Annotated in this window: 27 protein-coding genes; all 27 read left to right on the forward strand. The window is 66.0% G+C overall.

Annotated elements, in window-relative coordinates; translation table 11 throughout:
* The first annotated feature begins 78 nt into the window (after nt 1-78).
* Nucleotides 79-249, forward strand: a complete 171-nt coding sequence (locus ACS8YF_RS00455; protein WP_440848251.1) for a DUF1674 domain-containing protein — start codon at nt 79-81, stop codon at nt 247-249.
* A gap of 40 nt (nt 250-289) precedes the next feature.
* Nucleotides 290-676: a succinate dehydrogenase, cytochrome b556 subunit gene (gene sdhC, locus ACS8YF_RS00460; RefSeq protein WP_440848252.1), complete on the forward strand. Its 387-nt coding sequence runs from the start codon at nt 290-292 to the stop codon at nt 674-676.
* Between the two features lie 31 nt (nt 677-707).
* A complete protein-coding gene (gene sdhD / locus ACS8YF_RS00465) occupies nt 708-1,094 on the forward strand; it encodes a succinate dehydrogenase, hydrophobic membrane anchor protein (RefSeq protein WP_440848253.1) in 387 nt (128 codons plus the stop codon).
* Nucleotides 1,094-2,887, forward strand: coding sequence for a succinate dehydrogenase flavoprotein subunit (sdhA, locus tag ACS8YF_RS00470; RefSeq protein ID WP_440848254.1), 1,794 nt, complete (start codon nt 1,094-1,096; stop codon nt 2,885-2,887). The genes sdhD and sdhA overlap by 1 nt, the downstream gene beginning before the upstream one ends.
* A gap of 61 nt (nt 2,888-2,948) precedes the next feature.
* Nucleotides 2,949-3,728: a succinate dehydrogenase iron-sulfur subunit gene (locus tag ACS8YF_RS00475; RefSeq protein ID WP_440848255.1), complete on the forward strand. Its 780-nt coding sequence runs from the start codon at nt 2,949-2,951 to the stop codon at nt 3,726-3,728.
* A gap of 69 nt (nt 3,729-3,797) precedes the next feature.
* Nucleotides 3,798-4,049, forward strand: a complete 252-nt coding sequence (locus ACS8YF_RS00480) for an FAD assembly factor SdhE (protein ID WP_158590741.1) — start codon at nt 3,798-3,800, stop codon at nt 4,047-4,049.
* Nucleotides 4,050-4,393: 344 nt separating this feature from the next.
* Nucleotides 4,394-4,843, forward strand: coding sequence for a protein YgfX (locus ACS8YF_RS00485; RefSeq protein WP_440848256.1), 450 nt, complete (start codon nt 4,394-4,396; stop codon nt 4,841-4,843).
* 59 nt (nt 4,844-4,902) lie between these two features.
* Nucleotides 4,903-6,273, forward strand: coding sequence for an alpha/beta hydrolase (locus ACS8YF_RS00490; RefSeq protein ID WP_440848257.1), 1,371 nt, complete (start codon nt 4,903-4,905; stop codon nt 6,271-6,273).
* A 195-nt stretch (nt 6,274-6,468) separates the two neighbouring features.
* Nucleotides 6,469-7,044, forward strand: a complete 576-nt coding sequence (gene rpoE / locus ACS8YF_RS00495) for an RNA polymerase sigma factor RpoE (RefSeq protein WP_440848258.1) — start codon at nt 6,469-6,471, stop codon at nt 7,042-7,044.
* A gap of 7 nt (nt 7,045-7,051) precedes the next feature.
* Nucleotides 7,052-7,786 (forward strand): sigma-E factor negative regulatory protein, encoded by a 735-nt coding sequence (locus ACS8YF_RS00500; protein WP_440848259.1) that lies wholly within the window; start codon nt 7,052-7,054, stop codon nt 7,784-7,786.
* Entirely contained in the window at nt 7,783-8,796 is a 1,014-nt protein-coding gene (locus tag ACS8YF_RS00505; protein ID WP_440848260.1) for a MucB/RseB C-terminal domain-containing protein, read from the forward strand. The genes ACS8YF_RS00500 and ACS8YF_RS00505 overlap by 4 nt, the downstream gene beginning before the upstream one ends.
* Nucleotides 8,797-8,910: 114 nt before the next feature.
* A complete protein-coding gene (locus tag ACS8YF_RS00510) occupies nt 8,911-10,500 on the forward strand; it encodes a Do family serine endopeptidase (RefSeq protein WP_440848261.1) in 1,590 nt (529 codons plus the stop codon).
* 94 nt (nt 10,501-10,594) lie between these two features.
* A complete protein-coding gene (gene lepA, locus ACS8YF_RS00515) occupies nt 10,595-12,394 on the forward strand; it encodes a translation elongation factor 4 (RefSeq protein WP_440848262.1) in 1,800 nt (599 codons plus the stop codon).
* Nucleotides 12,395-12,411: 17 nt separating this feature from the next.
* Nucleotides 12,412-13,191: a signal peptidase I gene (gene lepB, locus ACS8YF_RS00520; RefSeq protein ID WP_440848263.1), complete on the forward strand. Its 780-nt coding sequence runs from the start codon at nt 12,412-12,414 to the stop codon at nt 13,189-13,191.
* On the forward strand, nt 13,179-13,586 hold the full coding sequence (locus ACS8YF_RS00525) for a DUF4845 domain-containing protein (protein ID WP_440848264.1): 408 nt from the start codon (nt 13,179-13,181) through the stop codon (nt 13,584-13,586). The genes lepB and ACS8YF_RS00525 overlap by 13 nt, the downstream gene beginning before the upstream one ends.
* 6 nt (nt 13,587-13,592) lie before the next feature.
* On the forward strand, nt 13,593-14,300 hold the full coding sequence (gene rnc, locus ACS8YF_RS00530; RefSeq protein WP_440848265.1) for a ribonuclease III: 708 nt from the start codon (nt 13,593-13,595) through the stop codon (nt 14,298-14,300).
* A complete protein-coding gene (gene era / locus ACS8YF_RS00535) occupies nt 14,297-15,190 on the forward strand; it encodes a GTPase Era (RefSeq protein ID WP_440848266.1) in 894 nt (297 codons plus the stop codon). The genes rnc and era overlap by 4 nt, the downstream gene beginning before the upstream one ends.
* A gap of 177 nt (nt 15,191-15,367) precedes the next feature.
* Nucleotides 15,368-16,120 (forward strand): DNA repair protein RecO, encoded by a 753-nt coding sequence (gene recO / locus ACS8YF_RS00540; protein WP_440848267.1) that lies wholly within the window; start codon nt 15,368-15,370, stop codon nt 16,118-16,120.
* A complete protein-coding gene (locus ACS8YF_RS00545) occupies nt 16,117-16,881 on the forward strand; it encodes a pyridoxine 5'-phosphate synthase (RefSeq protein WP_440848268.1) in 765 nt (254 codons plus the stop codon). The genes recO and ACS8YF_RS00545 overlap by 4 nt, the downstream gene beginning before the upstream one ends.
* 47 nt (nt 16,882-16,928) lie before the next feature.
* Complete coding sequence (gene cysM, locus ACS8YF_RS00550; protein WP_440848269.1) at nt 16,929-17,825, forward strand: cysteine synthase CysM; 897 nt, start codon at nt 16,929-16,931, stop codon at nt 17,823-17,825.
* The gene (locus tag ACS8YF_RS00555) at nt 17,822-18,457 is read left to right on the forward strand and encodes a hypothetical protein (RefSeq protein WP_440848270.1); all 636 of its coding nucleotides are present in this window, start codon (nt 17,822-17,824) and stop codon (nt 18,455-18,457) included. The genes cysM and ACS8YF_RS00555 overlap by 4 nt, the downstream gene beginning before the upstream one ends.
* Nucleotides 18,454-19,779: a 23S rRNA (uracil(1939)-C(5))-methyltransferase RlmD gene (gene rlmD, locus ACS8YF_RS00560; protein WP_440848271.1), complete on the forward strand. Its 1,326-nt coding sequence runs from the start codon at nt 18,454-18,456 to the stop codon at nt 19,777-19,779. The genes ACS8YF_RS00555 and rlmD overlap by 4 nt, the downstream gene beginning before the upstream one ends.
* Nucleotides 19,780-19,806: 27 nt before the next feature.
* Complete coding sequence (locus ACS8YF_RS00565; RefSeq protein WP_440848272.1) at nt 19,807-20,286, forward strand: CYTH domain-containing protein; 480 nt, start codon at nt 19,807-19,809, stop codon at nt 20,284-20,286.
* Nucleotides 20,283-21,323 carry a beta-N-acetylhexosaminidase gene (gene nagZ / locus ACS8YF_RS00570; protein ID WP_440848273.1) on the forward strand — a complete coding sequence of 347 codons (1,041 nt, stop codon included), beginning with the start codon at nt 20,283-20,285 and terminating at the stop codon, nt 21,321-21,323. Before ACS8YF_RS00565 ends, nagZ begins: the two co-directional genes overlap by 4 nt.
* On the forward strand, nt 21,323-22,564 hold the full coding sequence (locus ACS8YF_RS00575; RefSeq protein ID WP_440848274.1) for a mechanosensitive ion channel family protein: 1,242 nt from the start codon (nt 21,323-21,325) through the stop codon (nt 22,562-22,564). The genes nagZ and ACS8YF_RS00575 overlap by 1 nt, the downstream gene beginning before the upstream one ends.
* A gap of 13 nt (nt 22,565-22,577) precedes the next feature.
* The gene (locus ACS8YF_RS00580; protein WP_440848275.1) at nt 22,578-23,156 is read left to right on the forward strand and encodes a hypoxanthine-guanine phosphoribosyltransferase; all 579 of its coding nucleotides are present in this window, start codon (nt 22,578-22,580) and stop codon (nt 23,154-23,156) included.
* Nucleotides 23,153-23,905 carry an S-methyl-5'-thioinosine phosphorylase gene (locus ACS8YF_RS00585; RefSeq protein WP_440848276.1) on the forward strand — a complete coding sequence of 251 codons (753 nt, stop codon included), beginning with the start codon at nt 23,153-23,155 and terminating at the stop codon, nt 23,903-23,905. The genes ACS8YF_RS00580 and ACS8YF_RS00585 overlap by 4 nt, the downstream gene beginning before the upstream one ends.
* Nucleotides 23,906-24,002 lie beyond the last annotated feature (97 nt).

A 24,002-nucleotide genomic window follows, 5' to 3' on the forward strand; every position in this document is an offset into this window, starting at 1 on the left:
AGCCCATCCCGCGAGGTTTAGAGTATTTGTATGCCGAAGCAGCCTGCGACGCCCGTCGACGACCCCCGTTCCGAAGTCATGAGCGAGCCGTCCGACGCGCCGTCCGCGCCCGATCGCGTTCAGCCAGAGCCGGATGACACCACACCGTTGTCGGAACAGTCCCGGCCCAGGGAATACGGCGGTCGCGATGGCCCCGATCCGGTTCGTTATGGCGACTGGGAGAAGAACGGCCGCTGCATCGACTTCTGATTTCGTCCGATTTTTCCTTAAAACGACTGCCGGGGACCGTATGAGTAGTCAGCCGAACCGACCGATTTCGCCGCATCTGCAGATTTATCGTTGGCAGATATCCATGCTGACCTCGATCGCCCACCGTGCCTCCGGCATCGTGCTCGCGCTCGGGGCCGTGCTGCTCGCGGTCTGGCTTATCGCCGCCGCCAATGGGCCGGACGCCTACGCGGCGGTCAACGGGGTATTCGCATCCTGGTTCGGACAGCTGATCATGTTCTTCTGGTCCTTTGCGCTGTTCTACCACCTGTGCAACGGCATCCGGCACCTGGTGTGGGACGTCGGCGTGGGCCTGGATCTGGAAACGGCCCGCATGACCGGTTTCGTCGCCATCGGCGTGGCCGCGGCGCTGACTATTTTCGTCTGGATCTGGGCGCTGATCGCCTGATCGACGGCCGACGTTCTTCGGAGATTTTGCTATGAGCAGTATTCGTTCTTCGCTGGCCCAGGCGCGCGGCCTGGGCAGCGCCAAGACCGGCACCGCCCACTTCTGGGCCCAGCGCGTGAGTGCCGTGGCGCTGGTGCCGCTGACCCTGTGGTTTGTCGCGTGCCTCGCCTCGCAGTTCGGCGCCAGTTACTCGAGCGTGACCAACTGGCTGTCCTCGCCGTTCCAGGCGTCGCTGCTGGCGATCTATCTCGCCGCGATCTTCTATCACTCGCAACTGGGCCTGCAGACGATCGTGGAGGACTACATCCATAACGAGGGGGTCAAACTGGCGACCCTGATCGCGCTGCAACTGATCAACATCCTGCTGGCCGTCGCGGCCATCGTTTCCGTACTCATGATTCTTGTGGGAGCCGCCTGATGAGCGAAAGCTATGACATCATCGAACATCAGCATGACGTCGTCGTCGTCGGCGCCGGCGGCTCCGGTCTGCGCGCCACCCGCGGGCTGGCCGACGCGGGCCTGAAAACGGCGTGCGTGACCAAGGTGTTTCCCACGCGCAGCCACACCGTGGCGGCGCAGGGCGGGATCGCTTCCGCGCTGGGCAACATGGGCGAGGACGACTGGCGCTGGCATGCCTATGACACGGTCAAGGGCGGCGATTGGCTCGGCGACCAGGACGCCATCGAATATCTGACCAAGGAAGCGATTCCGGCCATCATCGAGCTCGAGCACGACGGCGTGCCGTTCTCGCGGACCGAGGACGGCAGGATCTATCAGCGCCCGTTCGGCGGCATGACCACGCATTTCGGCAAGGGCAACGCCCAGCGCACCTGCGCCGCGGCCGACCGGACCGGCCACGCGCTGCTGCATACGCTGTATCAACAGTCGCTCAAGGCCCGCGCCGAATTCTTCATCGAATACTTTGCCATCGACCTGCTGATGACCGAGGACGGCGAGTGCAAGGGTGTGCTGGCCTGGGATCTTCAGGGCGGCAAGCTGCATCGCTTTCGTGCTCACCAGGTGATTCTGGCGACCGGCGGCTATGGCCGGGCGTACTTCTCCTGTACGTCGGCGCACACCTGTACCGGCGACGGCATCGGCATGGCGCTGCGCGCCGGTCTGCCGCTGCAGGATCCGGAATTCGTCCAGTTCCACCCGACCGGCATCTATGGCGCCGGCTGCCTGATCACCGAAGGCGCCCGCGGCGAGGGCGGTTACCTGACCAACTCGGAAGGCGAGCGCTTCATGGAGCGTTACGCGCCCAACGCCAAGGACCTGGCGTCGCGGGACGTGGTCAGCCGTGCCGAAACGGTGGAGATCAACGAAGGCCGCGGTGTGGGTGAGAAGCAGGACCACATGCTCCTGCACCTGGAGCATCTCGGCCCCGAGGTGCTGCACGAACGGCTGCCCGGCATCACCGAAACGGCGCGCATCTTCTCCGGCGTGGACGCCACCAAGGAGCCGATCCCGGTCCTGCCGACCGTGCACTACAACATGGGCGGCATCCCGACCAACGCCTTCGGCGAGGTCGTGACGCTCAAGGACGGCGATCCGGAATCCGTCGTGCCCGGCCTGATGGCGGTCGGCGAGACCGGCTGCGTGTCGGTCCACGGCGCCAACCGTCTGGGTTCCAACTCGTTGCTCGACCTGGTCGTGTTCGGCCGGGCCGCCGCCCATCGCTGCGAAGAGATCGTACCCAAGGGCAAGATGCACAAGGCCGACACACGGGCGTCCGAGGAAAAGGCGCTGGATCGCTTCGACCGACTGCGCCACGCCGATGGCGGCACGCCGACCGCGGAGCTGCGCGACAGCCTTCAGGCCTCGATGCAGAAATACGCCGCGGTCTTCCGCAAGGACGACATGCTGGCCGAGGGCGTCGAACAGATCGGCAAGGAAGTCGAGTCGTTCGCCAACGTCTCGGTTGCCGATCGCTCGATGACCTGGAACAGCGACCTGGTCGAGACCATGGAGCTGGAGAATCTGTTGGGCTGTGCCATCTGTACCATGCACGGCGCGGCCAACCGCAAGGAAAGCCGCGGTGCGCACGCGCACGAGGATTACACCGAGCGCGACGACGAGAACTGGATGAAGCACACGCTCACCTGGCACAACAGCGGCGAGACCGATGTGCGCATCGAGTATCGCCCGGTGCACATGAATCCGATGACCGACGAGATGGAGCACATCCCGCCCAAGGAACGCGTCTACTAGCGTTGGATAATCGCGGTCGGCGCCGTGCGCCGACCGGTCACTTTGGAAATGGAGCCTCAGCATGGCTGAATTTCGACTGCCCAAGAATTCGCGTATCTCCAAGGGCAAGCGCCATCCGGCGCCCAAGGATGCGAAGAACACCAAGACCTTCCGCATCTATCGCTGGGAGCCCGAAGCGGGCGAGAACCCACGGGTGGACAGCTTCGAGATCGATCTGGACCGCTGCGGGCCGATGGTTCTCGATGCGGTCATCAAGATCAAGAACGAGATCGACCCGACACTGACCTTTCGCCGTTCCTGCCGTGAAGGTGTCTGTGGTTCCTGCGCGTTCAACATCGACGGCAAGAACACGCTGGCCTGCACCACCCGTATCACCGATATCGACGGCGATGTCCGTATCTACCCGCTGCCGCACATGCCGGTGGTGAAGGATCTGGTGCCCGACCTCACGCATTTCTATGCCCAGCTCGAGTCGATCGAGCCGTGGATCAAGACCGATACCACGCCGCCCACGCGCGAGCGCCTGCAGACGCCCGAGGACCGGGCCAAGCTGGACGGTTACTACGAGTGCATCCTCTGTGCGTGCTGTTCCACGGCCTGCCCGAGCTATTGGTGGAACCCCGAGCGCTATCTGGGGCCGGCCGTGCTGTTGCAGGCCTATCGCTGGATCGTGGATTCGCGCGACGAAGCGACCGGTGAACGCCTGGACGGCCTGGAAGATCCGTTCAAGCTGTATCGTTGCCACACGATCATGAACTGCACCAATACCTGCCCCAAGGGCCTGAATCCGGCGAAGGCCATTCAGGAGACCAAGAAGCTGATGGTCGCACGCCGCAACTGATGGGCGGTGCGATTCGCCGACGCGCCGCGCTGGATGCCAGCGCGGGGCTTTTACGGTCCGGGTGCTGATATGAGCGAAAAATCCCGCGTGCGCTGGCTGTGTCGGCGCGGCATGAAGGAACTGGACGTGCTGCTCGAGCGTTTTGTCCGGTCGGACTACGACACGCTGACCGAGCAGCAGCACACGGAGTTCGTGCATCTGCTCAATCACGAGGACCCCGACCTGTGGGTGCTCATGATGGGGCGGGCCGAGCCCGAGAATCCCGCGCAGGGCGAACTGCTGGCACGCATCCGGGAGTTCCAGCGCCCGCCGGGGACCTGATCGCGGCCGAGATTGACGGTTGCCGGGGGCCTGTTGCCGTTTCGTACACGTGCCGCGTTGGAGACCGCAAATCCGTCGAGACAAGGCGCGCGTCGCCGGTCGTGGCGAGCCACGATCAAGACGCGCAACGCCGTATCGGCGCCCTGGTTTATTTTATGGGCGGCCCAACCCTTCGGGACAAGCGCTGTTTTGCGGCAATACAGCGTTGCAGCTCTCTCACGTAGAACGACTACGCTACGTTCGCTACGCCTCGTCTTGCCGCAAAACAGCGCTTGGCGCGGACGCGGACGAAACGGCAACAGGCCCTCGTCGTTTGACCGGCGGCTGTCGCGCGCACTTATGCTGTGCCGGTGCGGTTTAGCGATACCATCCACGTCACCTTCCGGCCGTCGTCGGCGCTTCGGCTCACCAGCCTGGCCGCGCATGGCGCGGCGTTCGTCGTTGTCGCGGCGTTGACGGTATCGCGTCCGGTATTGGGTTTCCCGGCGCTGTTCGTCGTGTTTTCCGCGATTCGTTGCGAACGGGCTCTGGGATTGCGGGGGGGCGGGGTGCCCGTGCGGCTACGCTGGGCCGCCGACCACCGGCTCTACTGGCAGGACCGCGCGGGTCGCGAGCATTACGGCGAATGCATCGAGGCCCGGCATTGGGGCGCGGCCTGGGTTCGGCTGAAGATGCGTATCCCGGGCCGTCGATTCGCCCGCGCGATCATCATCCCGTTCGATGGCGTCGACGCCGACGTGCATCGGCGCCTGCGCGCCCGGTGTCGGGTGATGCCGCCCGCGCGCCGGACGTGACTCGCGGCCGCCGTGCGGCGCGTCGCCTGCTGCGATATGGCGTGCTCTTCGGGGGCGTCATGACGGCCGGCGCCGCGTTCGGCGGCGTTATTCGCTGGCACGCTTGCCCGTCGGGCGCCCGGGGTGGCTATAGCGCCGCCGTCATGCACTGCGGCGATTTCATTTCCGGTGACCGCATCCATGGGCGGCGGGTGCATCTGCGGATAACCCGCCTGCAGGCACGCCCCGAGGGGCCGACGCGACACCCGGTGATCTATGTGCCCGGCGGCCCGGGCGATGCCGGCGGGCAGCGAGCGCCCGTGCTGCGGGCCTGGCGCCGTTTCCAGCAGGCAGCGGGCTGGCCGCGCGATCTGGTCATCTTCGACCCGCGCGGTACCGGTAAGAGTGCGCCGCGCCCGGTCTGTCCGAGCCGGCCGGACGCGACCCCTGCAGGCCGTCTAGCCGCGTGCTTCGCGCGCTTGGGTGCCGGCACCGCGGGCCGGCTTGGCGCCACGGCGCAGGTTGCGGATCTGCATCGGCTGATTACGGCGCTGGCCCCGGGCGGGGCCGTGATCTGGGCCGAGTCCTACGGCGCGTTGATCGCCGGTCGCCTGGCGGCCAAGCACCCCGGCGACGTGCGCCTGTTGATTCTGGATTCGCCGGTGCTGCGCCCGCGCCCGGAACGCGACAGGCAAGCGGCAGCCTTGCGGCGACGCCGACGTCAGCTGCGCCGTGCCTGCGCGCGCACACTGTCTTGCCGGTTGGCAGTGCCTTCGTTGCGCGCGACGATCCCCGGGTTGATAGCCTCACGGGCGCGGCATCCGGTGACGATCACCGTCGCGCAGCCGCCGGGATCGGCGCGGTCGGTGACCATCGACGGCCGGACATTGGGTGCGCTGCTGCTGCTGTCGGCGTATGGCCGTCCGGAGGATGCGCGCGTCGTCCGGATGCTGCGCCGCGCAGTCGAAAACCCCGGCGCGCTGGGCGCGCTCGCCGGGCCGTTGCTTGCGCTCAGGCAACACAGATCGCGGACCGCGCCGGTGTACTGGAGCACCCGCTGTCAGTTCGCGGCGCGGCCAATGCGTCGGGACGGGCGCACCGCGGCGGCCGCCTGCCGCCAGTGGCCGGTTCCCCGGCTGGCGCCGGTGCGCCATGCCGAGCATGTGCCGACACTGCTGGTCGCCGGTACCCGGGATGTGTTCACGCCCGCCGCGGCGGCGGCACGGGCCGTGCTGGCGCATCCGGGCTGGCAATTCCTGCCGGTGGTCGGGGGCGGTCATGGCGTGATCCGGGGTAACGCCTGCGCACAGCGGGTCGCGGCCCGCTTCATCGCACGTCAAGGGGCCTGGCTGGGCGTGGTGTCCTGCGCCGGACAGGCCAACGGTGGTGCACGATCACCCCGACGGGTCAATGAACGAGGCACGAATGACGCCGAGCCGCTGCGCCGCTAGACTAGGGGGGTTATTGCCGTCAGCTGGATGGACCTCGCCCGCATGGTGATTTGCCAACGTCTTCAAAAAATTGCCGAACTATTCCCGGCCGCCGCGGTCTATGGGAATAATGCAGACACGGTGCTTTGGCAAAGCGAGGCAAATGCACGTCGATCTATCCTGACAATCCGTAGTCCGGGCGCGTGCCGCGTTTAGATGAGCGAAGACGCTTCCGACGATCAGCTCGTTGCGCGGGCACAGGCCGGCGACGATCGCGCATTCGATCTGCTGGTCCGCAAGTATCAGCACAAGGTGATCAAGCTGGCCGCGCGGTACGTCAGTCCGGCCGATGCGCCCGATGTCGCGCAGGAAGCCTTTATCAAGGCTTACCGCGCGCTCGCCGGGTTCAAGGGCAATAGCGCGTTCTATACATGGCTTTATCGTATTTCGATCAATACCGCGAAGAACTACCTGGTGGCCCGGTCGCGACGACCGGCGAGCCAGGACATCGACGTGGCGGACGCCGAGGCGTTCGGGCACATGGACCGGTTTTCCGAGCAGGCGACCCCGGAGGCCGTGCTGGAAAGCGAAGAGATCCGCGATGCGGTGATCACGGCCATACGCGACCTGCCCGAGGATCTGCGGACGGCCATCATGTTGCGCGAATTGGATGGCATGAGTTACGAAGAGATCGCGGAGTCGATGGATTGTCCGGTTGGTACGGTGCGTTCGCGAATATTCCGCGCGCGTGCGGCGATCGAGGAAAAGCTGGTGTCCCTTTCGGACAAGTGAGGTTGTTATGAACGAGCAGTTGTCCGCCTTTCTGGATAACGAGGCCACGCGAGACGAGGCCGATGCGGTGGTCAATGCGTTGCTGCGTGACGAGTCGCTGCGCGACAGCTGGACGCGCCAGCACTGGATTCGGACGACACTGCGTTCCCACAGTGCCGAGCCGGCCGTCCATGTCGATACCGGCTTCGCCAATCGCGTGATGGCGGCAATCGCCGCCGATGAGCATCCCGAATCCGTGGCGCCGCGCGAGAACATCGTGCGCATGGCGCCGCGGCGGCGCACACGTCGCTGGCGCGGCGTGGCCGGCATGGCGGCGGCGGCTTCGGTGGCCGGCGTGGTGCTGCTGGCCGGCAATCCGTTCGTGCGTAGCAGCACCTCGGGTTCGGAAGGTCGCGTGGCGAGCGCCAACGACGGTCCGGCGGCCACACGCACCCGGGATGCGGCCGGCAGCCAGCACCAGGGCTTTGCCAGCGGTGGCTGGAATAGCCGATTGGCCGACTTCAGCTCGGTACCGGCACAGTCGGCGCATGTGCAGACGGTCGCGTCGGCCGGAGCGCGTTCGCGCGGGCTGTCGTCGTCGGACGGCCCGGCCGACCACTGGTCGGTGTCCGACCCTGCGGTGCGCGACGAGCTCAACGGCTATCTGGTCGACCACAACGGCATGGCGCGCGGCTATGGCATGTCGAGCACTACGCCGGCACTGGTGCGGGTGGCCGCTTACGGACAGGATGTGCCGCAGTGACGAGAGCGCTGACCGCGTTCCTTCTTGCATTCGGATTGATCGCTCCGGCCGTCGCGGCGCCGCATAAGGATGACGGTGACAGCGCGAAGGCCATCGACCTCCTCAGTCAGGCTTCCGACGCCGTCCGCCACGAAACCTATCGCGGCGTTATCGTGTACCTGCGCAGCGGCGACGCCGACACGCTCAAGGTGGTGCATCGCTACCACGACCACATGGAAGAGGAGCGGCTGACTTCGCTGAGCGGCGAGGCGCGAGAGGTGATCCGCAAGGGCAACAAGGTGACGTCGATCCTGCCCGATCATCGATTGGTGCTGGTCTCCGAACATCCGCCGAAGAGCCTGCTCGGCAGCGTGTCGCACTTTTCCCCGAAGCAACTCAAGGCGAACTACAAGGTCGTCGACATGGGCACCACGCGCACGGCGGGCCGGGCATGCCGGGTGATCGCCATCCGGCCACGCGACAAGTTTCGCTATGGCTACAAGATGCTGATCGACAGCAGGACGGAGTTGCCGCTCAAGCTCGACCTGCTCGACCACGGCAAGCGGCTCGAGCAGATGATGTTCACCGAAGTCTCCTTCCCCAAGAAGATTTCCGACTCGGAATTCGTGCCGAGCTATGATGTGCACGGCTTTCGCATCGTGCGCCATCAGGCTGTTCACGTGGCCGAGAGCGCCTCGGACGCGCCCGAGGAACAATGGAAGGCGACCGATCTCCCGCCCGGTTTCAGGCTCGCCGAGGATGGCGTGCGGCAATTGACGTCGAAGGCCTCGGTGCGGCAGATGTTGTTCACCGATGGCGTGGCCACGGTTTCTGCCTTCATCGCGCCCGCCGGACTGCGCGCGCCGCTCAAGGGGGCGACCCGCATGGGGGCGGTCCATGCCTACGGCGATATCGTGAATCACACGCAGATCACGGTCGTGGGCGAAGTCCCCGCCATCACCGCGCGCCGTATCGCTGAAAATCTGGTGCAGACAAAAAAGGCTGCAAACAAGGCGGCGTCAAGCCACTGAGGGCCCCCGGACCGTGCCGCGAACGGGCAAACGGCCCAATCGCTCGCTGTCGCGGTAGACTGAGCGAGGACGTCAGGGAGATACGGCGTCCACAACAAACAAGGGGACAATGCAATGCAAATGCTTTGCACACGCGTGGGATGGGTCATCCTTGTCGTGAGCTGCGCGCTGGTACTTGGCGGTTGCGGCCGTGATGATTCGCAATCCAACGACCAGGCCCGGGCCGACCACGCATCCGCGGGCCCGGATGCACAAGCCGGTCACGCGGACAATAAAAACAAGCCGCTGGTGTCCGGGCTTCCGGACTTCACGCGGCTGGTCAAGAACGTCTCGCCGGCGGTGGTCAACATCAGCGCGTTGCCTGCCCAGGCTCGCCAACCGGCCGGCAACTCTGCCGGCTCCGGTTCCGACCACGCCGCGCCGTCGCCGGGGCAGCAGAGCCCGGGGCCGGACGGTGCGCTTGGTGACTGGCTGCATCGTTTCTTCGGCGACGACGGCAATGGACCGCGCGCGCCGCAAATGCCCGATGACAGCCAACATGTCTCTTTGGGTTCCGGCTTCATCATCTCGTCGGACGGCTATATTCTGACCAACCGCCACGTCATCGCCGGCGCCGGCCAGATCGTGGTCAAGCTCAACGATCGCCGTCAGCTTATCGCCCGCGTGGTCGGTGCCGACACGGACAGCGACGTGGCGGTGCTCAAGGTCAAGGCGACGCATCTGCCGACGGTGGCGATCGGTAACCCGGACAAGCTCGATGTCGGCGCCTGGGTGGTCGCGATCGGTTCGCCGTTCGGGTTCGAGACGTCGGTCACCGCCGGCATTGTCTCGGCCAAGGGCCGCAGCCTGGCGGACGACCAGTATGTGCCGTTCCTGCAGACGGATGTCGCGATCAACCCCGGCAATTCCGGGGGGCCGCTGTTCAATATGGCTGGCGAAGTGGTCGGCATCAATTCGCAGATCTACAGTGAGACCGGCGGCTATCAGGGCGTATCGTTCGCGATCCCGATCGATATTGCCATGAAGGTGGCCCGGCAATTACGCACGACCGGCCATGTCACCCGTGGCTGGCTCGGCGTCCAGATCCAGAGTGTCGACCGCAAGCTGGCGCAATCCTTTCAGCTGAGCCGGCCGGAAGGCGCGCTGGTCACGCAGATTCTCAAGGGCAGCCCGGCCTCCAGGGCCGATATCGATGTCGGCGATGTGATCCTCGCCTTCAACGGCCAAACGGTGGATTCGGCGTCCGATCTGCCGCCACTGGTGGCTTCGGTCAAGCCGGGCGACAAGGCCAGGCTAAAAATCCTGCGCAACGGGAAGACGCGTACCGAGCAGGTGACGGTCGCGGCCCTGCCGGCGCGCCTGCAGGGCGGTGCAGGTGGCCCGGGGGGGCCGAAGGACCAACCCAGGCCGAACAAGCCGCCGTTCGGCCTGACGCTCGAATCGCTGAACACCAAGCAACGCCGGGCGCTCGGCCTGGAGCGGGGCGGGGTGCGCGTGACCGGCGTTGCGCCGGGGCCGGCGGCTCGGGCGGGCCTGCACGCGGGTGACGTGATCCTCAGCGTGGGCTCGACCGATATCGAGGATCGGCGGACGTTGCTGGATGCATTGCGCCAGGCGGACGGGCCGGTCGCGCTACTGGTCCTGCGGGACGGGGTGCGCCTCTATCTGCCCATGGCGACAGGCCAGCCCGGCCAGGGCGGCTAAAAAAACGCTGCCCGTGCGCGTATACTGCGCATCCTAATCCGTATCGCCCCGGCTTTGCCGGGGCGATTGTTTTGTGTCGGCGCTGGCCCACTGAATGCAGTCACATATCCGCAATTTTTCCATCATCGCGCACATCGACCATGGTAAGTCCACCCTGGCCGACCGTTTCATCCGCGCCTGCAACGGGCTGACGGAGCGCGAAATGGCGGACCAGGTGCTCGACTCGATGGATCTGGAGCGCGAGCGCGGCATTACCATCAAGTCGCAGGCCGTCACGCTCGACTACACCGCGGCCAACGGCGAGACCTACACGCTCAACTTCATCGATACGCCCGGGCATGTCGATTTCTCGTATGAGGTGTCGCGCTCGTTGTTCGCCTGCGAGGGCGCGCTGCTGGTCGTGGATGCCTCTCAGGGCGTGGAAGCCCAGAGTGTGGCCAATACCTATACCGCCATCGAGCAGAATCTCGAAGTGCTGCCGGTGTTGAACAAGATCGATCTGCCGGCCGCCGATCCCGAGCGCGTCGCCCAGCAGATCGAGGACGTGATCGGCCTCGAGGCGACGGAGCGGTTGCTGGTGTCGGCCAAGTCCGGCGAGGGGGTCACCGAGGTGCTCGAGGCCATCATTCGCCGCGTGCCGCCGCCGGCGGGCGATGCCGAGGCGCCGTTACAGGCGCTGATCATCGATTCCTGGTTCGACAACTATCTGGGTGTGGTGTCGCTGGTGCGCATCCGTAACGGTCGGCTGGCCAAGGGCGATCGGATGAAGGTCATGTCGACCGGACGGGAGTACGAGGTCGACGACGTGGGCGTGTTCACGCCCAAGAAGAAATCGCGCCCCGCGCTGGAAGTGGGCGAGGTCGGCTACGTTGTGGCCGGTATCAAGAACATCGACGGCGCGCCGGTGGGCGATACGCTTACCCATGCCTACGCCCCCTGCGCCGAGCGCGTGCCCGGCTTCAAGCAGATTCAGCCGCGCGTGTTCGCCGGCGTGTTCACGGTCAATTCCGACGACTACGAGGATTTTCGCGACGCACTGGCCAAGCTGCGCCTGAACGATTCCTCGCTCAACTACGAGCCCGAGACCTCGGCCGCACTCGGCTTCGGTTTTCGCATCGGTTTTCTCGGCATGCTGCACATGGAGATCGTGCAGGAACGCCTGGAGCGCGAATACGGGCTCGAACTGATCACCACCGCGCCGACGGTGGTCTATCAGGTGCTGACCCATGCCGGTGAAGAGCGCGCGATCTCCAATCCGCAGCAGCTGCCGCCCACCGGCGAGATCGACGAAATCCGGGAACCGATCATCAAGGCCTCGATCCTGATGCCGCAGGAGTTCGTCGGCCCGGTCATGCAGTTGTGCATGGAAAAGCGCGGTGTGCAGAAGAACATGGCGTACATGGGCAATTCCGTGCAGATGGATTTCGAGCTGCCCATGTCGGAAGTCGTCCTCGACTTCTTTGATCGCCTGAAATCCGTTTCAAGGGGTTTCGCGTCCTTCGAGTATGATTTTGTGCGTTTCCAGGCCGCCGACCTGGTGCGTCTGGACGTGCTGATCAACGGTGACTCGGTCGATGCGCTCGCTCATATCGTGCACCGCGAACAGGCCTACGATCGCGGCAAGGCGCTGGTCGAGAAGCTAAAGAACATCGTGCCCCGGCAGATGTTCGACGTCGCCATCCAGGCGACCATCGGCACGCGTATCGTGGCGCGCTCGACGGTCAAGGCCATGCGCAAGAACGTCACGGCGAAGTGCTACGGCGGTGACGTGTCCCGCAAGCGCAAGCTGCTGGAAAAACAGAAGGAAGGCAAGAAACGCATGAAGCAACTCGGCAGTGTGGAGATTCCCCAGGAGGCCTTCCTTGCCGTGCTTTCCACGGACGACAAAGACTAGCCAGGAATCCCGACCCCATGAGCCATATCGACATGAACTTCGAAGCCTGGCTGACGCTGGCCTGCCTGATCACCGGCATCGTCTGGCTGGTCGATCGCTTGGTATTGTCCAGGCGCCGGCCGGCGGGCGCCGAAGGCAACTGGGCAATCGAGTTCTGTCGTTCGTTCTTTCCGGTGCTGCTGGCGGTTCTGGTGCTGCGCGCCTTCGTGTTCGAGCCGTTCCGTATCCCCTCCAAATCGATGGTGCCGACGCTGCTCGTGGGGGATTTCGTGCTGGTGTCGAAGTTCTCGTACGGGTTGCGCCTGCCTGTGACGCACACCAAGATTCTGGATACCGGCGAGCCCAAGCGCGGTGACGTGGCCGTGTTCCGCTACCCGCACAATACCAGCGAGGATTACATCAAGCGCATCGTGGGTCTGCCCGGCGACAAGATCACTTATCGCAACGAACAGTTGTACATCAACGGCAAGCCCGTACCCAGGAAGAGTCTTGGCCTGTATCACGGGCCGGACGCGGATGTTTACGACCAGATGCGGTTGTTCATGGAAAAGCTGCCGGGCGCGAAGCCGCACAAGATGCTGCACGTGATCGGGCGGCAGGGCCCGCAGGCGAGCGTGACCGTGCCGCAGGGCGAGTATTTCGCCATGGGCGATAATCGCGACAACAGTTCGGATTCGCGTATCTGGGGCTTCGTGCCGGAACACGATCTTGTCGGCCGGGCCGTCCTGATCTGGCTCAGCGTCGATTTCTCGGACTTCAAGGTACGCTTCTCGCGGATTGGTACATGGCTGGATTGAACGACATGTCGCAGGCCGCCTCGGCGCGGCGCCAGGGTGGTTTCACCCTGTGGTCGGGCCTGTATGTGCTGGTCACGCTCGGGCTCATCGTGTTCATCGCCATCCGCAGCGTGCCGGTGTATCTCAACAACCGTGAGATTCAGCACGCGTTGACCGAAGTGGCCCGCGATCCGTCACTGCAGCATGCCGATGCGATCGCGATCCAGCGCGCCGTGGCGCGTCATTTCGAAGCGGGGTACGCGTCCGGCGTGTCGTCGCATGACGTGACCATCAGCCACGACGGCGCAACCCGCGTGCTGGGCCTGCATTACGAAGTGCGTCGGCCGCTGGCATTCAATATGTCGTTGGTCTACAGCTTCGACGACAAGGCCGTCATGCAGCCCGGCGACGGCTGATCCGGCATGAGCGGAGGTGAGTCGGTCAACCGCGCCCAGGCGCGCGATGCATTCGAACGGCGTATCGGCCACGATTTCAGCGCGCGCGCGCTGCTCGGCCAGGCGCTGACCCATCGCAGCGCCGGCCCCAATCATAACGAGCGGCTGGAATTCCTGGGCGACGGCGTTCTCAATTTTGTCATCGCAGCTGCCCTGTTCGAGCAAAATCCGGCGGCCCCGGAAGGCGATCTGTCGCGTCTGCGCGCGTCACTGGTACGCGAGCGTACGCTGGCCGAGATCTGCGACGAGCTGGGTCTGGCCGAACTGCTGGTGCTGGGCCCGGGCGAAAACCGGGCCGGCAGCCGTCGGCGTGCCTCGATCAAGGCCGATGCGGTAGAAGCCGTGCTCGGTGCGATCTACTGCGACGCCGGCTTCGAGCGAACGCGCGATGTCATCCTGTCGTTGTACCGGCGGCGCCTGGCGGAACTGCCCTCCGCCGACAGTCTCAAGGATGCCAAGACTCGCCTGCAGGAATGGCTGCAGGCCCGCGCCCGGTCCCGACCGGAATACGAAGTGGTCAGCGTCTCCGGCGCGGACCACGCCCAGCATTTCGTGGCGCGCTGTCGCCTGGCCGATAGCGGCGAGGCGGTCGAGGGCGAGGGCGGCGGCCGGCGCAAGGCCGAACAGAACGCCGCCCAGCGGATGCTGCAACGCCTGGAAGGCAAACAGACATGAGCGAATCCTCTTCCCTCAAGAGCGGCATGGTGGCGCTGGTCGGCCGGCCCAATGTGGGCAAGTCCACACTGGTCAATGCGCTGGTCGGCGAGAAGGTATCGATCGTCACGCCCAAGCCGCAGACCACGCGGCATCGCATTATCGGGGTGCTCACGCGCGATGATGTACAGGTCGCGTTGGTCGACACGCCGGGCCTGCATACTGGTGCCAAGACCGCGCTCAACCGGGTGATGAACGAGACCGCCGTGGCCAGCCTGGCCGGAATCGATCTCGTCCTGTTCGTGGTCGAGGCCGGCCAGTGGCGCAATGACGATGCCGCGGCGCTGGCCCGGCTCGAACGCATCCAGGCACCGGTCGGCCTGGTCGTGAACAAGACCGATCGCGTGCCCGACAAGACCGAGCTGCTGCCGTTCATGGAACAGATGATCGCGCGCCGTGCGTTCGAGTTCGTGGTGCCGCTGTCGGCCCAGCGCGGCGACAATCTCGACGCGCTCATCGACGAATGCCGCGCCCGCATGCCGGAAGGCCCGTATTTGTTCCCCGAGGACGAATACACCGACCGCAACATGCGTTTTCTCGCCGCCGAGGCGGTGCGCGAGAAATTGATGATGCACCTCCAGCAAGAGCTGCCGTATTCGATCGCGATCGAGATCGAGCGCTTCGACAGCTCGGGTGAGCAGATCGAGATCCATGCCTGTATCTGGGTCGCGCGCGACAACCACAAGGCGATGGTGATCGGTCGCGGCGGCGCCATGCTCAAGAAGATCGGCCGGGCCGCGCGGCTCGATCTGGTGGATCGGCTCGGCCAGCGCGTGGATCTGCGGCTGTGGGTTAAGGTGCGCGACAACTGGATCGATTCCGAGACCAGCGTGCGCGATCTCGGCCACTGATCGGGCGGGGCCGAACGGAAGACGTCCGCAGATGACCGCCGATAGACGCCGAGGGCATGGCAAGGGAGAAACGATAAGGGTTTCCTGTTTTATCGGCGTGTATCTGTGTGCATCCGCGGGCAAAAATATTCTTGCGTGTCGCCCTCGTCGTGAAGCACGCGCCCCGCGTGGCGGGCCATGCGCGTCGACTTGACGCCCGCGCTGGTGCTGCACCGGCGGCCCTGGCGCGACACCAGCCTGATCGTCGAGGCGTTCTCGCGCGAGCACGGGCGCGTCGGTGCCATTGCCAAGGGCGCGCGCCGGGCCAGATCGCGCTGGCGCGGTCTGCTCGAGCCGCTGTCGGCGGTGGCGCTGTCCTGGTCCGGCCGCGGCGAGTTGTATACGCTCACCGGGGTCGAATACATGCGCGGGTATGTCCTGTCCGGGCATGCGCTGATGGGCGGACTGTACGCGGCCGAGCTGGTGATGCGCCTGACCGCGCGGGACGATCCGCATCCGCGTATTCACGATAGCCTGGCGGCGTTGCTCGATGCCATGGGCGAGGGCGCACCGGCGATCGTGGGTCTGCGTTTTTTCGAGCGCGATCTACTGGAAGAGCTGGGCTACGGCCTGAACCTGGTCGCAACCGGGGACGGCGATCCGGTTGTGGCGGAGGCCGATTACGCCTGGCATCCGGAGCAGGGACTGCGCCGCGGTCCGGCGCGTGCGGCCGCGAACGAGATCGCCGTCGGCGGGCGCACATTGATCGGCCTGCTGCATGGCCGGTTGCCCGATCGCGAAGCGGTGCGCCAGGCGCGGCACCTGATGCAGGCGGCGCTGGCTCCGCATATCGGCGCCAAGCCGTTAAAATCCGTGCAGACTCTACAAGCGATGCAACAATTCGCCGCCGGCGGCCGCCGCGGCGAACCCGATGCGGGAGCCTCCTCATGAACGCCAGCACCACCATTCAGCCATCGGACCTGCGCCTCGGCGTGAACGTCGACCATGTCGCCACGTTGCGCCAGGCGCGCGGCACGCGTTATCCGAGTGTGGCCGACGCCGCCCGGCAGGCCATGGCCGCGGGTGCGGACAGCATCACCATTCATCTGCGCGAGGATCGCCGCCACATTCAGGATGCCGACGTCGAATCCCTGTGCGCGGCGGGCGATGTGCCCGTGAACCTGGAAATGGCGCTCACCGACGAGATGGTCGAGATCGCGCTGCGGCACAAGCCGCGCGATTGCTGCCTGGTGCCGGAATCGCGCGAGGAACTGACCACCGAGGGCGGGCTGGACGTCGCCGGCCAGGTCGAGCGCGTGCGCGAGGGGCTGGATGCGCTGAATGGCGCGGGCATCAACGCGGCGTTGTTCATCGATCCCGAGATCGACCAGATCGACGCCGCCGCCCGGGCCGGTGCGCGCTTTATCGAGATTCATACCGGCGCCTATGCCGATGCGCCCGATGAAGGCGTGGTCGCACGCGAACACGAGCGCATCGTCAAGGCCGCCGAGTGGGCCGGCCGGCACGGTATCGAAGTCCATGCCGGGCACGGTCTGCACGTCGACAACGTCGGCCGGATCGCCGGGATTCGGCAAATCGTCGAACTCAATATCGGCCATGCGCTGGTCGCGCGGGCAGTGTTCGTGGGGCTGGCCGAAGCGGTGCGCGAGATGCGCGCGGCGATGGAAACCGCGCGCCGCAACCTGCATTGATATTCGGCCCGGTTAAGCCTCGAACACGCGACTGCTAGACTCGCCTCATGAAAAGTTATCCCACGCTCCAGAACTACGTCGGCAACAGCCCGCTCGCCCGTCTTCAGCGGCTGCCCGGCGACACCTCCAATACGCTGCTGGCCAAGCTCGAGGGCAACAATCCCGCCGGGTCGGTCAAGGACCGGCCGGCGTTCTCGATGATCCGGCGCGCCGCCGAGCGCGGCGAGATCAAGCCGGGCGACACGCTGATCGAGGCCACCAGCGGCAATACCGGCATCGCGCTCGCCATGGTGGCGGCCATGGAAGGCTACCGGATGCGCCTGCTCATGCCCGAGAACATGAGTGAGGAGCGGCGTGCTTCGATGCGGGCTTACGGCGCCGAGATCGTGTCGGTCTCCGAAGCCGAAGGCATGGAAGGCGCACGCGATCGGGCCCGGCAGATGCACGACGACGGTGAAGGCCACCTGCTCAATCAGTTCGCCAACGCGGACAATCCGCGCGCGCACTACGAAACCACCGGCCCGGAGATCTGGCAGGCCACGAACGGGCAGCTCACCCATTTCGTGGCCACCATGGGCACGACCGGCACCATCATGGGCTGCTCGCGTTATCTCAAGGAACAGAATCCGGACATCCAGATCATCGGCGTGCAGCCGGCCGGTGAATCGAAGATCCCCGGCATCCGGCGCTGGCCACAGGCCTATCTGCCCGAGATCTTCGAGCCGGCGCGCGTGGATCGCATTATCGATGTCGAGCAGGCCGACGCCGAGGCGACCATGAAGCGCATGGCGCGTGAGGAAGGCATCTTCGCCGGGCCGTCGTCCGGCGGCAGCGTGTTTGCCGCGCTGACGGTGTCCGCCGAGGTGGAGAACGCCACCATCGCCATGATCGTCTGCGATCGCGGCGACCGCTATCTGTCGACCGGCGTCTACGACAAACCGTGACGACCGCGACGGTCGTACTGGTCGCGCATACCGCGCTGGACGTGGATGCGGCACGCCGGCTGGCCGATTATGGCGCGCTGGACGATGCCGGCGTGGCACGGGCGCTGGAACAGGTCCATATGCAGCGCTGGGGCCGGGCCGATCTGCCGGGACATCTTTGCCGGATCGAGCGGCTGGCGGCAGTCGTCGATGACGGTCACGCCCTGTCCCTGATCGGTCCGGCCGGCGCGCACGAGCGCGACCGGTTGGCGGCGCTGTTCGACGCCTGGCCAACGGGTGCGGTGGCCCTGGTGGACTGGGATGGGGTCGCCCGGGCCCTGCTCGCGGCCCGGGCGCTGGTTCACGACATGCCGCTGCCCGACGGGTTTTCGACAGGCCGTGCCTGCGCCTTGGGCGCGCGCGTCGCACCGGCGCCGGCCGATCACCCGGCGCCGGCGGCGCGGGTCGAGTTGGAATGCCTGCGCTTGATGGCGGGGCTTGGCGCCACGGATGAGCCAGCGCCGGCGGCCCGGGCGATTGCCCGCTATCGGCTCTGGCTGCGTTGGCAGTATGTGACCGGCACGGTCGACGCCGGCGACCGCGCCGCACGCGAGGCGCGGCTGGCCGGGCTCGGGATCGGGGACGGCACATGAGTCGCCGGCGCAAGCGCGGGAAGGCGCCCGAGCACGGCGTGGTCGAGATCACCGATCTGGCCAGCAATGGCCGCGGCGTCGGGCATGTCGACGGCAAGGCGATCTTCGTGGCCGATACGCTGCCCGGGGAACGGGCGTTGTACAAACCGGTCAAGGTCAAGCGCGCTTACGAACAGGCCGAGATGGCGACACTGTTCTCGGCGTCCAGCCAGCGCGCCACCCCGCGCTGCGTGCATTTCGGTGTCTGCGGCGGGTGCGTCCTGCAGCATGCGACGCCGCAAGCGCAGGTAGAATTCAAGCAGCGCCAGCTCATCGATGCCCTGGCGCGCGTGGGCGGGGTGACGCCGGAACGCGTGCTCGAACCGTTGACCGGGGAACACTGGGGCTATCGTCGGCGCGCGCGTCTGGGCGTGAAATACGTGCCCAAGAAGGGCGGTACGCTGGTGGGCTTTCGCGAGCGCGGCGCCCCGTTCATCGCCCAGTTGTCACGCTGCGAGGTACTGGTGCCGGAAGTCGGCGCGCGGCTGGCCGAACTCGGCCGGCTGATCGACGAGCTGTCGATTCGAAGTGCCATTCCGCAGATCGAGGTCGCGGCCGGCGACAATCACGTGGCGCTCGTCTTTCGTGTGCTGGAAGCGCCGACGCCGACGGATCGACAACGTTTAGCGGCCTACGCCGAGGCCACCGGCTTCGTCATTTACCTGCAGCCCGGTAACGAAAGCACGATCGCGCCGCTCGCCGGCGCACCCGAACCGCTGTACTACGATCTGCCGACCTACGATGCGCGGCTGTGTTTCGAGCCGAACGATTTCGTACAGATTCACGGCGATATCAACCGCCGGATGATCGATGCCGCGATCGCGCAGCTGGACGTGCAGCCCGACGACACGGTGCTCGAACTGTTTTCGGGGCTGGGCAATTTCTCCGTACCCTTGTCGCGCAGCGCCGGCGCGGTGATCACGGTCGAAGGCGACGCCGGTCTGGTCGCGCGGGCGCGAGCCAATGCCGCGCGCAACGGCGCAACCAACGTCACGGCCCACGTCGACAATCTGTTCGAGCCGGCGACGCCGCCGGCATGGCGGCCCGAGCGGGCCGACAAGGTACTGCTCGATCCGCCGCGCTCGGGCGCGGCCGAGGTGCTGGATCACGTGGCCGCGACCGGTGCCGCGCGTGTCGTGTACTGCTCATGCCACCCGGCGACGCTGGCGCGCGACGCGGCGGCCCTGGTCGAGCGTCATGGTTATCGTCTGCTCGCCGCCGGCGTGATGGATATGTTTCCGCATACCGCGCACATCGAATCGATGGCGGTATTCGCCCGATAGAATTTCCGATAGAACGATGGATCCTCCATGGCAGTGGAAATCGAACGCAAGTTTCTCGTCGTTGGCGATGCCTGGCGGGATGCCGCACATGCGAGCCAGTTTTTCGCCCAGGGCTACCTGAACCAGGCGGGCCGGGCGTCGGTGCGCGTGCGCATCGAGGGCGAGCAGGCGAACCTCAATCTCAAGGCGGCCCGCGTCGGTTCGTCGCGCGCCGAATATGAATATCCGATACCGCTGGCCGAAGCCCGCGAGATCCTGGATGAGCTGACCCTGACGCCGCCGGTGGAAAAGACGCGCCACTGGCTCGAGCATGCCGGGCATGTCTGGGAAATCGACGAATTCGTGGGCGCCAATGCCCCGCTTGTGGTTGCCGAAATCGAGCTCGACGCCGCCGACGAGGTATTCGTGCGCCCCGACTGGCTCGGGGCCGAGATTACCGACGACGTGCGCTACTACAACCATGCGCTGGCGTTTGCGCCCTACAGCCAGTGGGGCGAGAAACAATGAGTCCACTGCCGCCGCCCGGACCGCTGCTGGTCGATATCGAGGCCACGACGCTCACGGACGCCGATCGCGAACTGCTCGCCGATCCGGCCGTGGGTGGGGCGATCCTGTTCACGCGCAATTTCGCCGGCCGCGAACAGTTGGCCGATTTGACGGCGGACATGCGTGGCGTGCGGCCGAATCTGCTGATCGTGGCCGATTACGAAGGCGGTCGCGTGCAGCGTTTTCGTGACGGCTTTACCCCCATTCCGCCCATGCGCGCACTCGGCCGGGCTTATCAGCAAGACCCGGTCGAGGCGCGTGCCGCAGCCCGTGAACTGGCCTGGCTGGTGGCCACCGAGCTGCAGACCGTGGGCGTGGACATGCCGCTGTCCCCGGTGGCGGATCTCGACTACGGGGTGTCCGAGGTCATCGGCAGCCGCGCGTTCGGCGCGACGCCGCAGAGCGTGAGCGATCTGGCTGGCGCGTTTGCCGCCGCCCTGGCCGATGCCGGCAGTGCGGCGACGGCCAAGCATTTCCCCGGCCACGGCTATGTGCCCGCCGATTCGCACTGCGAATTGCCGGTCGATCATCGCGCGCTTGCAGACCTGGCGCACGACTGGGCGCCCTTTGCGGCCCTGATTCATCAGGGCGTGGCCTCGGTGATGATGGCCCACGTACGCTTCCCCGCGGTCGATGAGGCGCGTCCGGCCAGTCTGTCGGCGCGCTGGATCGAGGATATCCTGCGTGGGCGGCTGGGGTTCGAGGGCTGCGTATTCTGCGACGATCTCAGCATGGGCGGTGCGGCGGCACTGGGTCATTATGCCGATCGCACGCGGCTGGCCCTGGCGGCCGGCTGCGATTATCTGCCCGTGTGCAACGATCGCGATGCCGCGCTGGTCGCACGCCGCACCGTGGCCGATGGCGCCCCCGATCGCGGCCGGGCACGACGCGAAGCACTGGCACGCCGACTGGGCCGGTCCGCGTCGCGGTCCGCACCGGACCCGGCGCGCCTGGACGCCGCGCGTGAAACCGCCGCACGCCTGGTGGGCGCCGCCTGATGGATGTAGTCGGCACTTATCAGGCGTTCATGTCGCGCTACCTGTCGTTGCGTAACGATTGGGGCACGGCGATCGATGTGGCCGGCATCCTGGTTCTCACCGGGCTGCTCGACCTGGTCACGCGCGGCCTGTTCGCCTGGCTGCACCGCAAGGTGCTCAAGACCCGCAACCTCTGGGACGACGCACTTTATCGCAGCGTCAACGGTCCGCTGCAGGTTCTGCTCTGGATCGGTGGCATTTCGATCGCAATCGTGTTGGCGACGTCGTCGAATTATGCCTGGCGGGACTACGTGCCCCCGGCACGCGGCATTCTGATCACGCTGACCATGGTCTGGTTCTTCTTCCGGCTGATCGCCACGATCGAGAAGAACGCCTTGGCCCGCGCGGCACGGCGCAACGACAAGCTCGATGCCACCAGCGCCGATGCCATCGCGAAACTCGTACGCGCCGTCACCCTGATCATTGCCGGGCTGGTGCTGCTGGATCAGTTTGGCGTATCCCCCTCGGGACTGCTGGCGTTCTCGGGCGTCGGCGGGATCGCGGTCGGTTTCGCGGCACGCGACATGCTGGCCAATATCTTCGGCGGCATGACCGTATACATGAATCGGCCGTTTTCCGTCGGCGACTGGATCCGCTCGCCGGATCGCGACATCGAGGGCACGGTGGAAGCCATCGGCTGGCGTGCGACCACGGTGCGTCGTTTCGACATGCGGCCGCTGTACGTGCCCAATGCCGTGTTCTCGAACGTCGCGCTGGAGAATCCGTCGCGAATGAGCCATCGCCTGATCAACGAGACGATCGGGCTGCGCTATCAGGACGCGGCCATCGTGCCCGATCTGGTCGAGGATATCCGCGCAATGCTGGCGGCGGACGAGAACATCGATTCGGACCAGGTCGTCCTCACCTATCTCGATTCGCTTTCCGACTCATCGCTCGATCTGCTGGTCTACTGCTATACCCACACCACCGACTGGGCCGAGTATCTGGCCGTCAAGCAAGGCGTGCTGCAGCGCGTCCAGGACCGTATCCGTGAACACGGCGGCGCGATCTCGTTCCCGACCCGGACGCTTCATGTGCCGGACGAACTGGTGGTCGCGCGTGCGCGCAAGGCGGGCGGCGCGGATGACGATCAGCAGGAGATCGACGCCGAGAAGGTACAATCCGAGGAAAAAAGAGACGTCGCCCGCGAACGCGCCAGCGATCAGGGCAAGGTAGGGCCGGACGATGCCGGCGAACAATGAACCAGGGATGACGATGAGCGGTTTTGACCGACAGCGCTATGACGAGGCCAGGGCCGTGTACGCCGGGGCCGACTGCCTGATCTCCGAGTCCGAGATCAACGCGGCCTACGACCGCATGGCCACCGAGATCAGCCGCGATCTGGCCGAGCTGGACCCGGTGGTGATGTGCGTGATGCTGGGCGGGCTGCAGGCCACCGCCGAACTCGGCAAGCGCCTGGCGTTTCCATTCGAGCTGGATTACCTGCACGCCACCCGCTATCGCGGTGACACCGCGGGCGGCGAACTGGTGTGGAAGGTCAGCCCGAGCCTGCGCCTGAACGGCCGGCATGTGCTGATCGTGGACGACATCATCGACGAAGGCCATACCCTGGCGGCGATTCTCGAGGCCATCCGCGGTCAGGGCGCGGCCTCGGTGAGCACGGCGATGCTGCTGCTGAAAGACCACGATCGCCGGGCCCCCGGACTGAGCGCCGACTATGTCGGCTGCACCGTGGCCGATCGCTATGTCTTCGGCTCCGGGATGGACTACAAGGGCTATTACCGCCAGTTGCCCGGGGTCTGGGCGATCGGCCAGGCGGACGACAGCCGATGAGTGCGCCGATCGGCATCATCGGTGGCACCGCGCTGGCCAACCTCGCCGGTGTTCAGGGCGCGGCGACCGACGCAAACGCGCCAGACACCCCCTTCGGCCGCGCCTCGGGCCCGCGGGTCGCCGGCCGACTCGCCGGTCGCGAGGTCTGTTTTGTCATGCGTCATGGGCCCGGCCATCGGATCGCGCCCCATGCCATCAACTATCGCGCCAATATCCGCGCACTCGCGGATGCCGGCTGTCGCCAGGTGATCGCCGTCGCGGCCGTGGGCGGCATTGCCCCCGCCATGAGGCCGGGGCGGATCGTGGTGCCGCACCAGATCGTGGACTACAGCTGGGGACGCGCACACACCTTTTACGACGATCCGGCGCGCGGCGAGCTGGATCATGTCGATTTCACCGACCCCTACACCCCCGCGCTGCGTCGGGCATTGATCCGCGCCGCCGAACAACTCGGGTTCGATCCGGCCCGGCAGGCCGTGCACGGTGTGACCCAGGGCCCGCGCCTGGAAACCGCCGCCGAGATCGATCGCATGGAGCGCGACGGCTGCGACATCGTCGGCATGACCGGCATGCCGGAGGCCGGGCTGGCGCGTGAGGCCGGTCTGGACTATGCCTGTGCCGCGGTGGTGGTGAACAAGGCCGCCGGCCGGACCGGCGGGCTGGCGATTCATGCCGAGATCGAGGCGACCCTGGCCCAGGGCATGCATGATATCGAGCGCCTGCTGGAAACCGTGCTGCCGGCCCTCTAGACGGTTTTGTCGCGGCTGTTTCGGAAGGCAGTCCGCAAATAAACGCAAATGCGCGCGAACTTAAATGATGTACGAAGTTCAGTCAGAGGCTTGACGC

This window comes from Salinisphaera sp. SWV1, from assembly GCF_052044155.1.
Lineage (GTDB): Bacteria > Pseudomonadota > Gammaproteobacteria > Nevskiales > Salinisphaeraceae > Salinisphaera.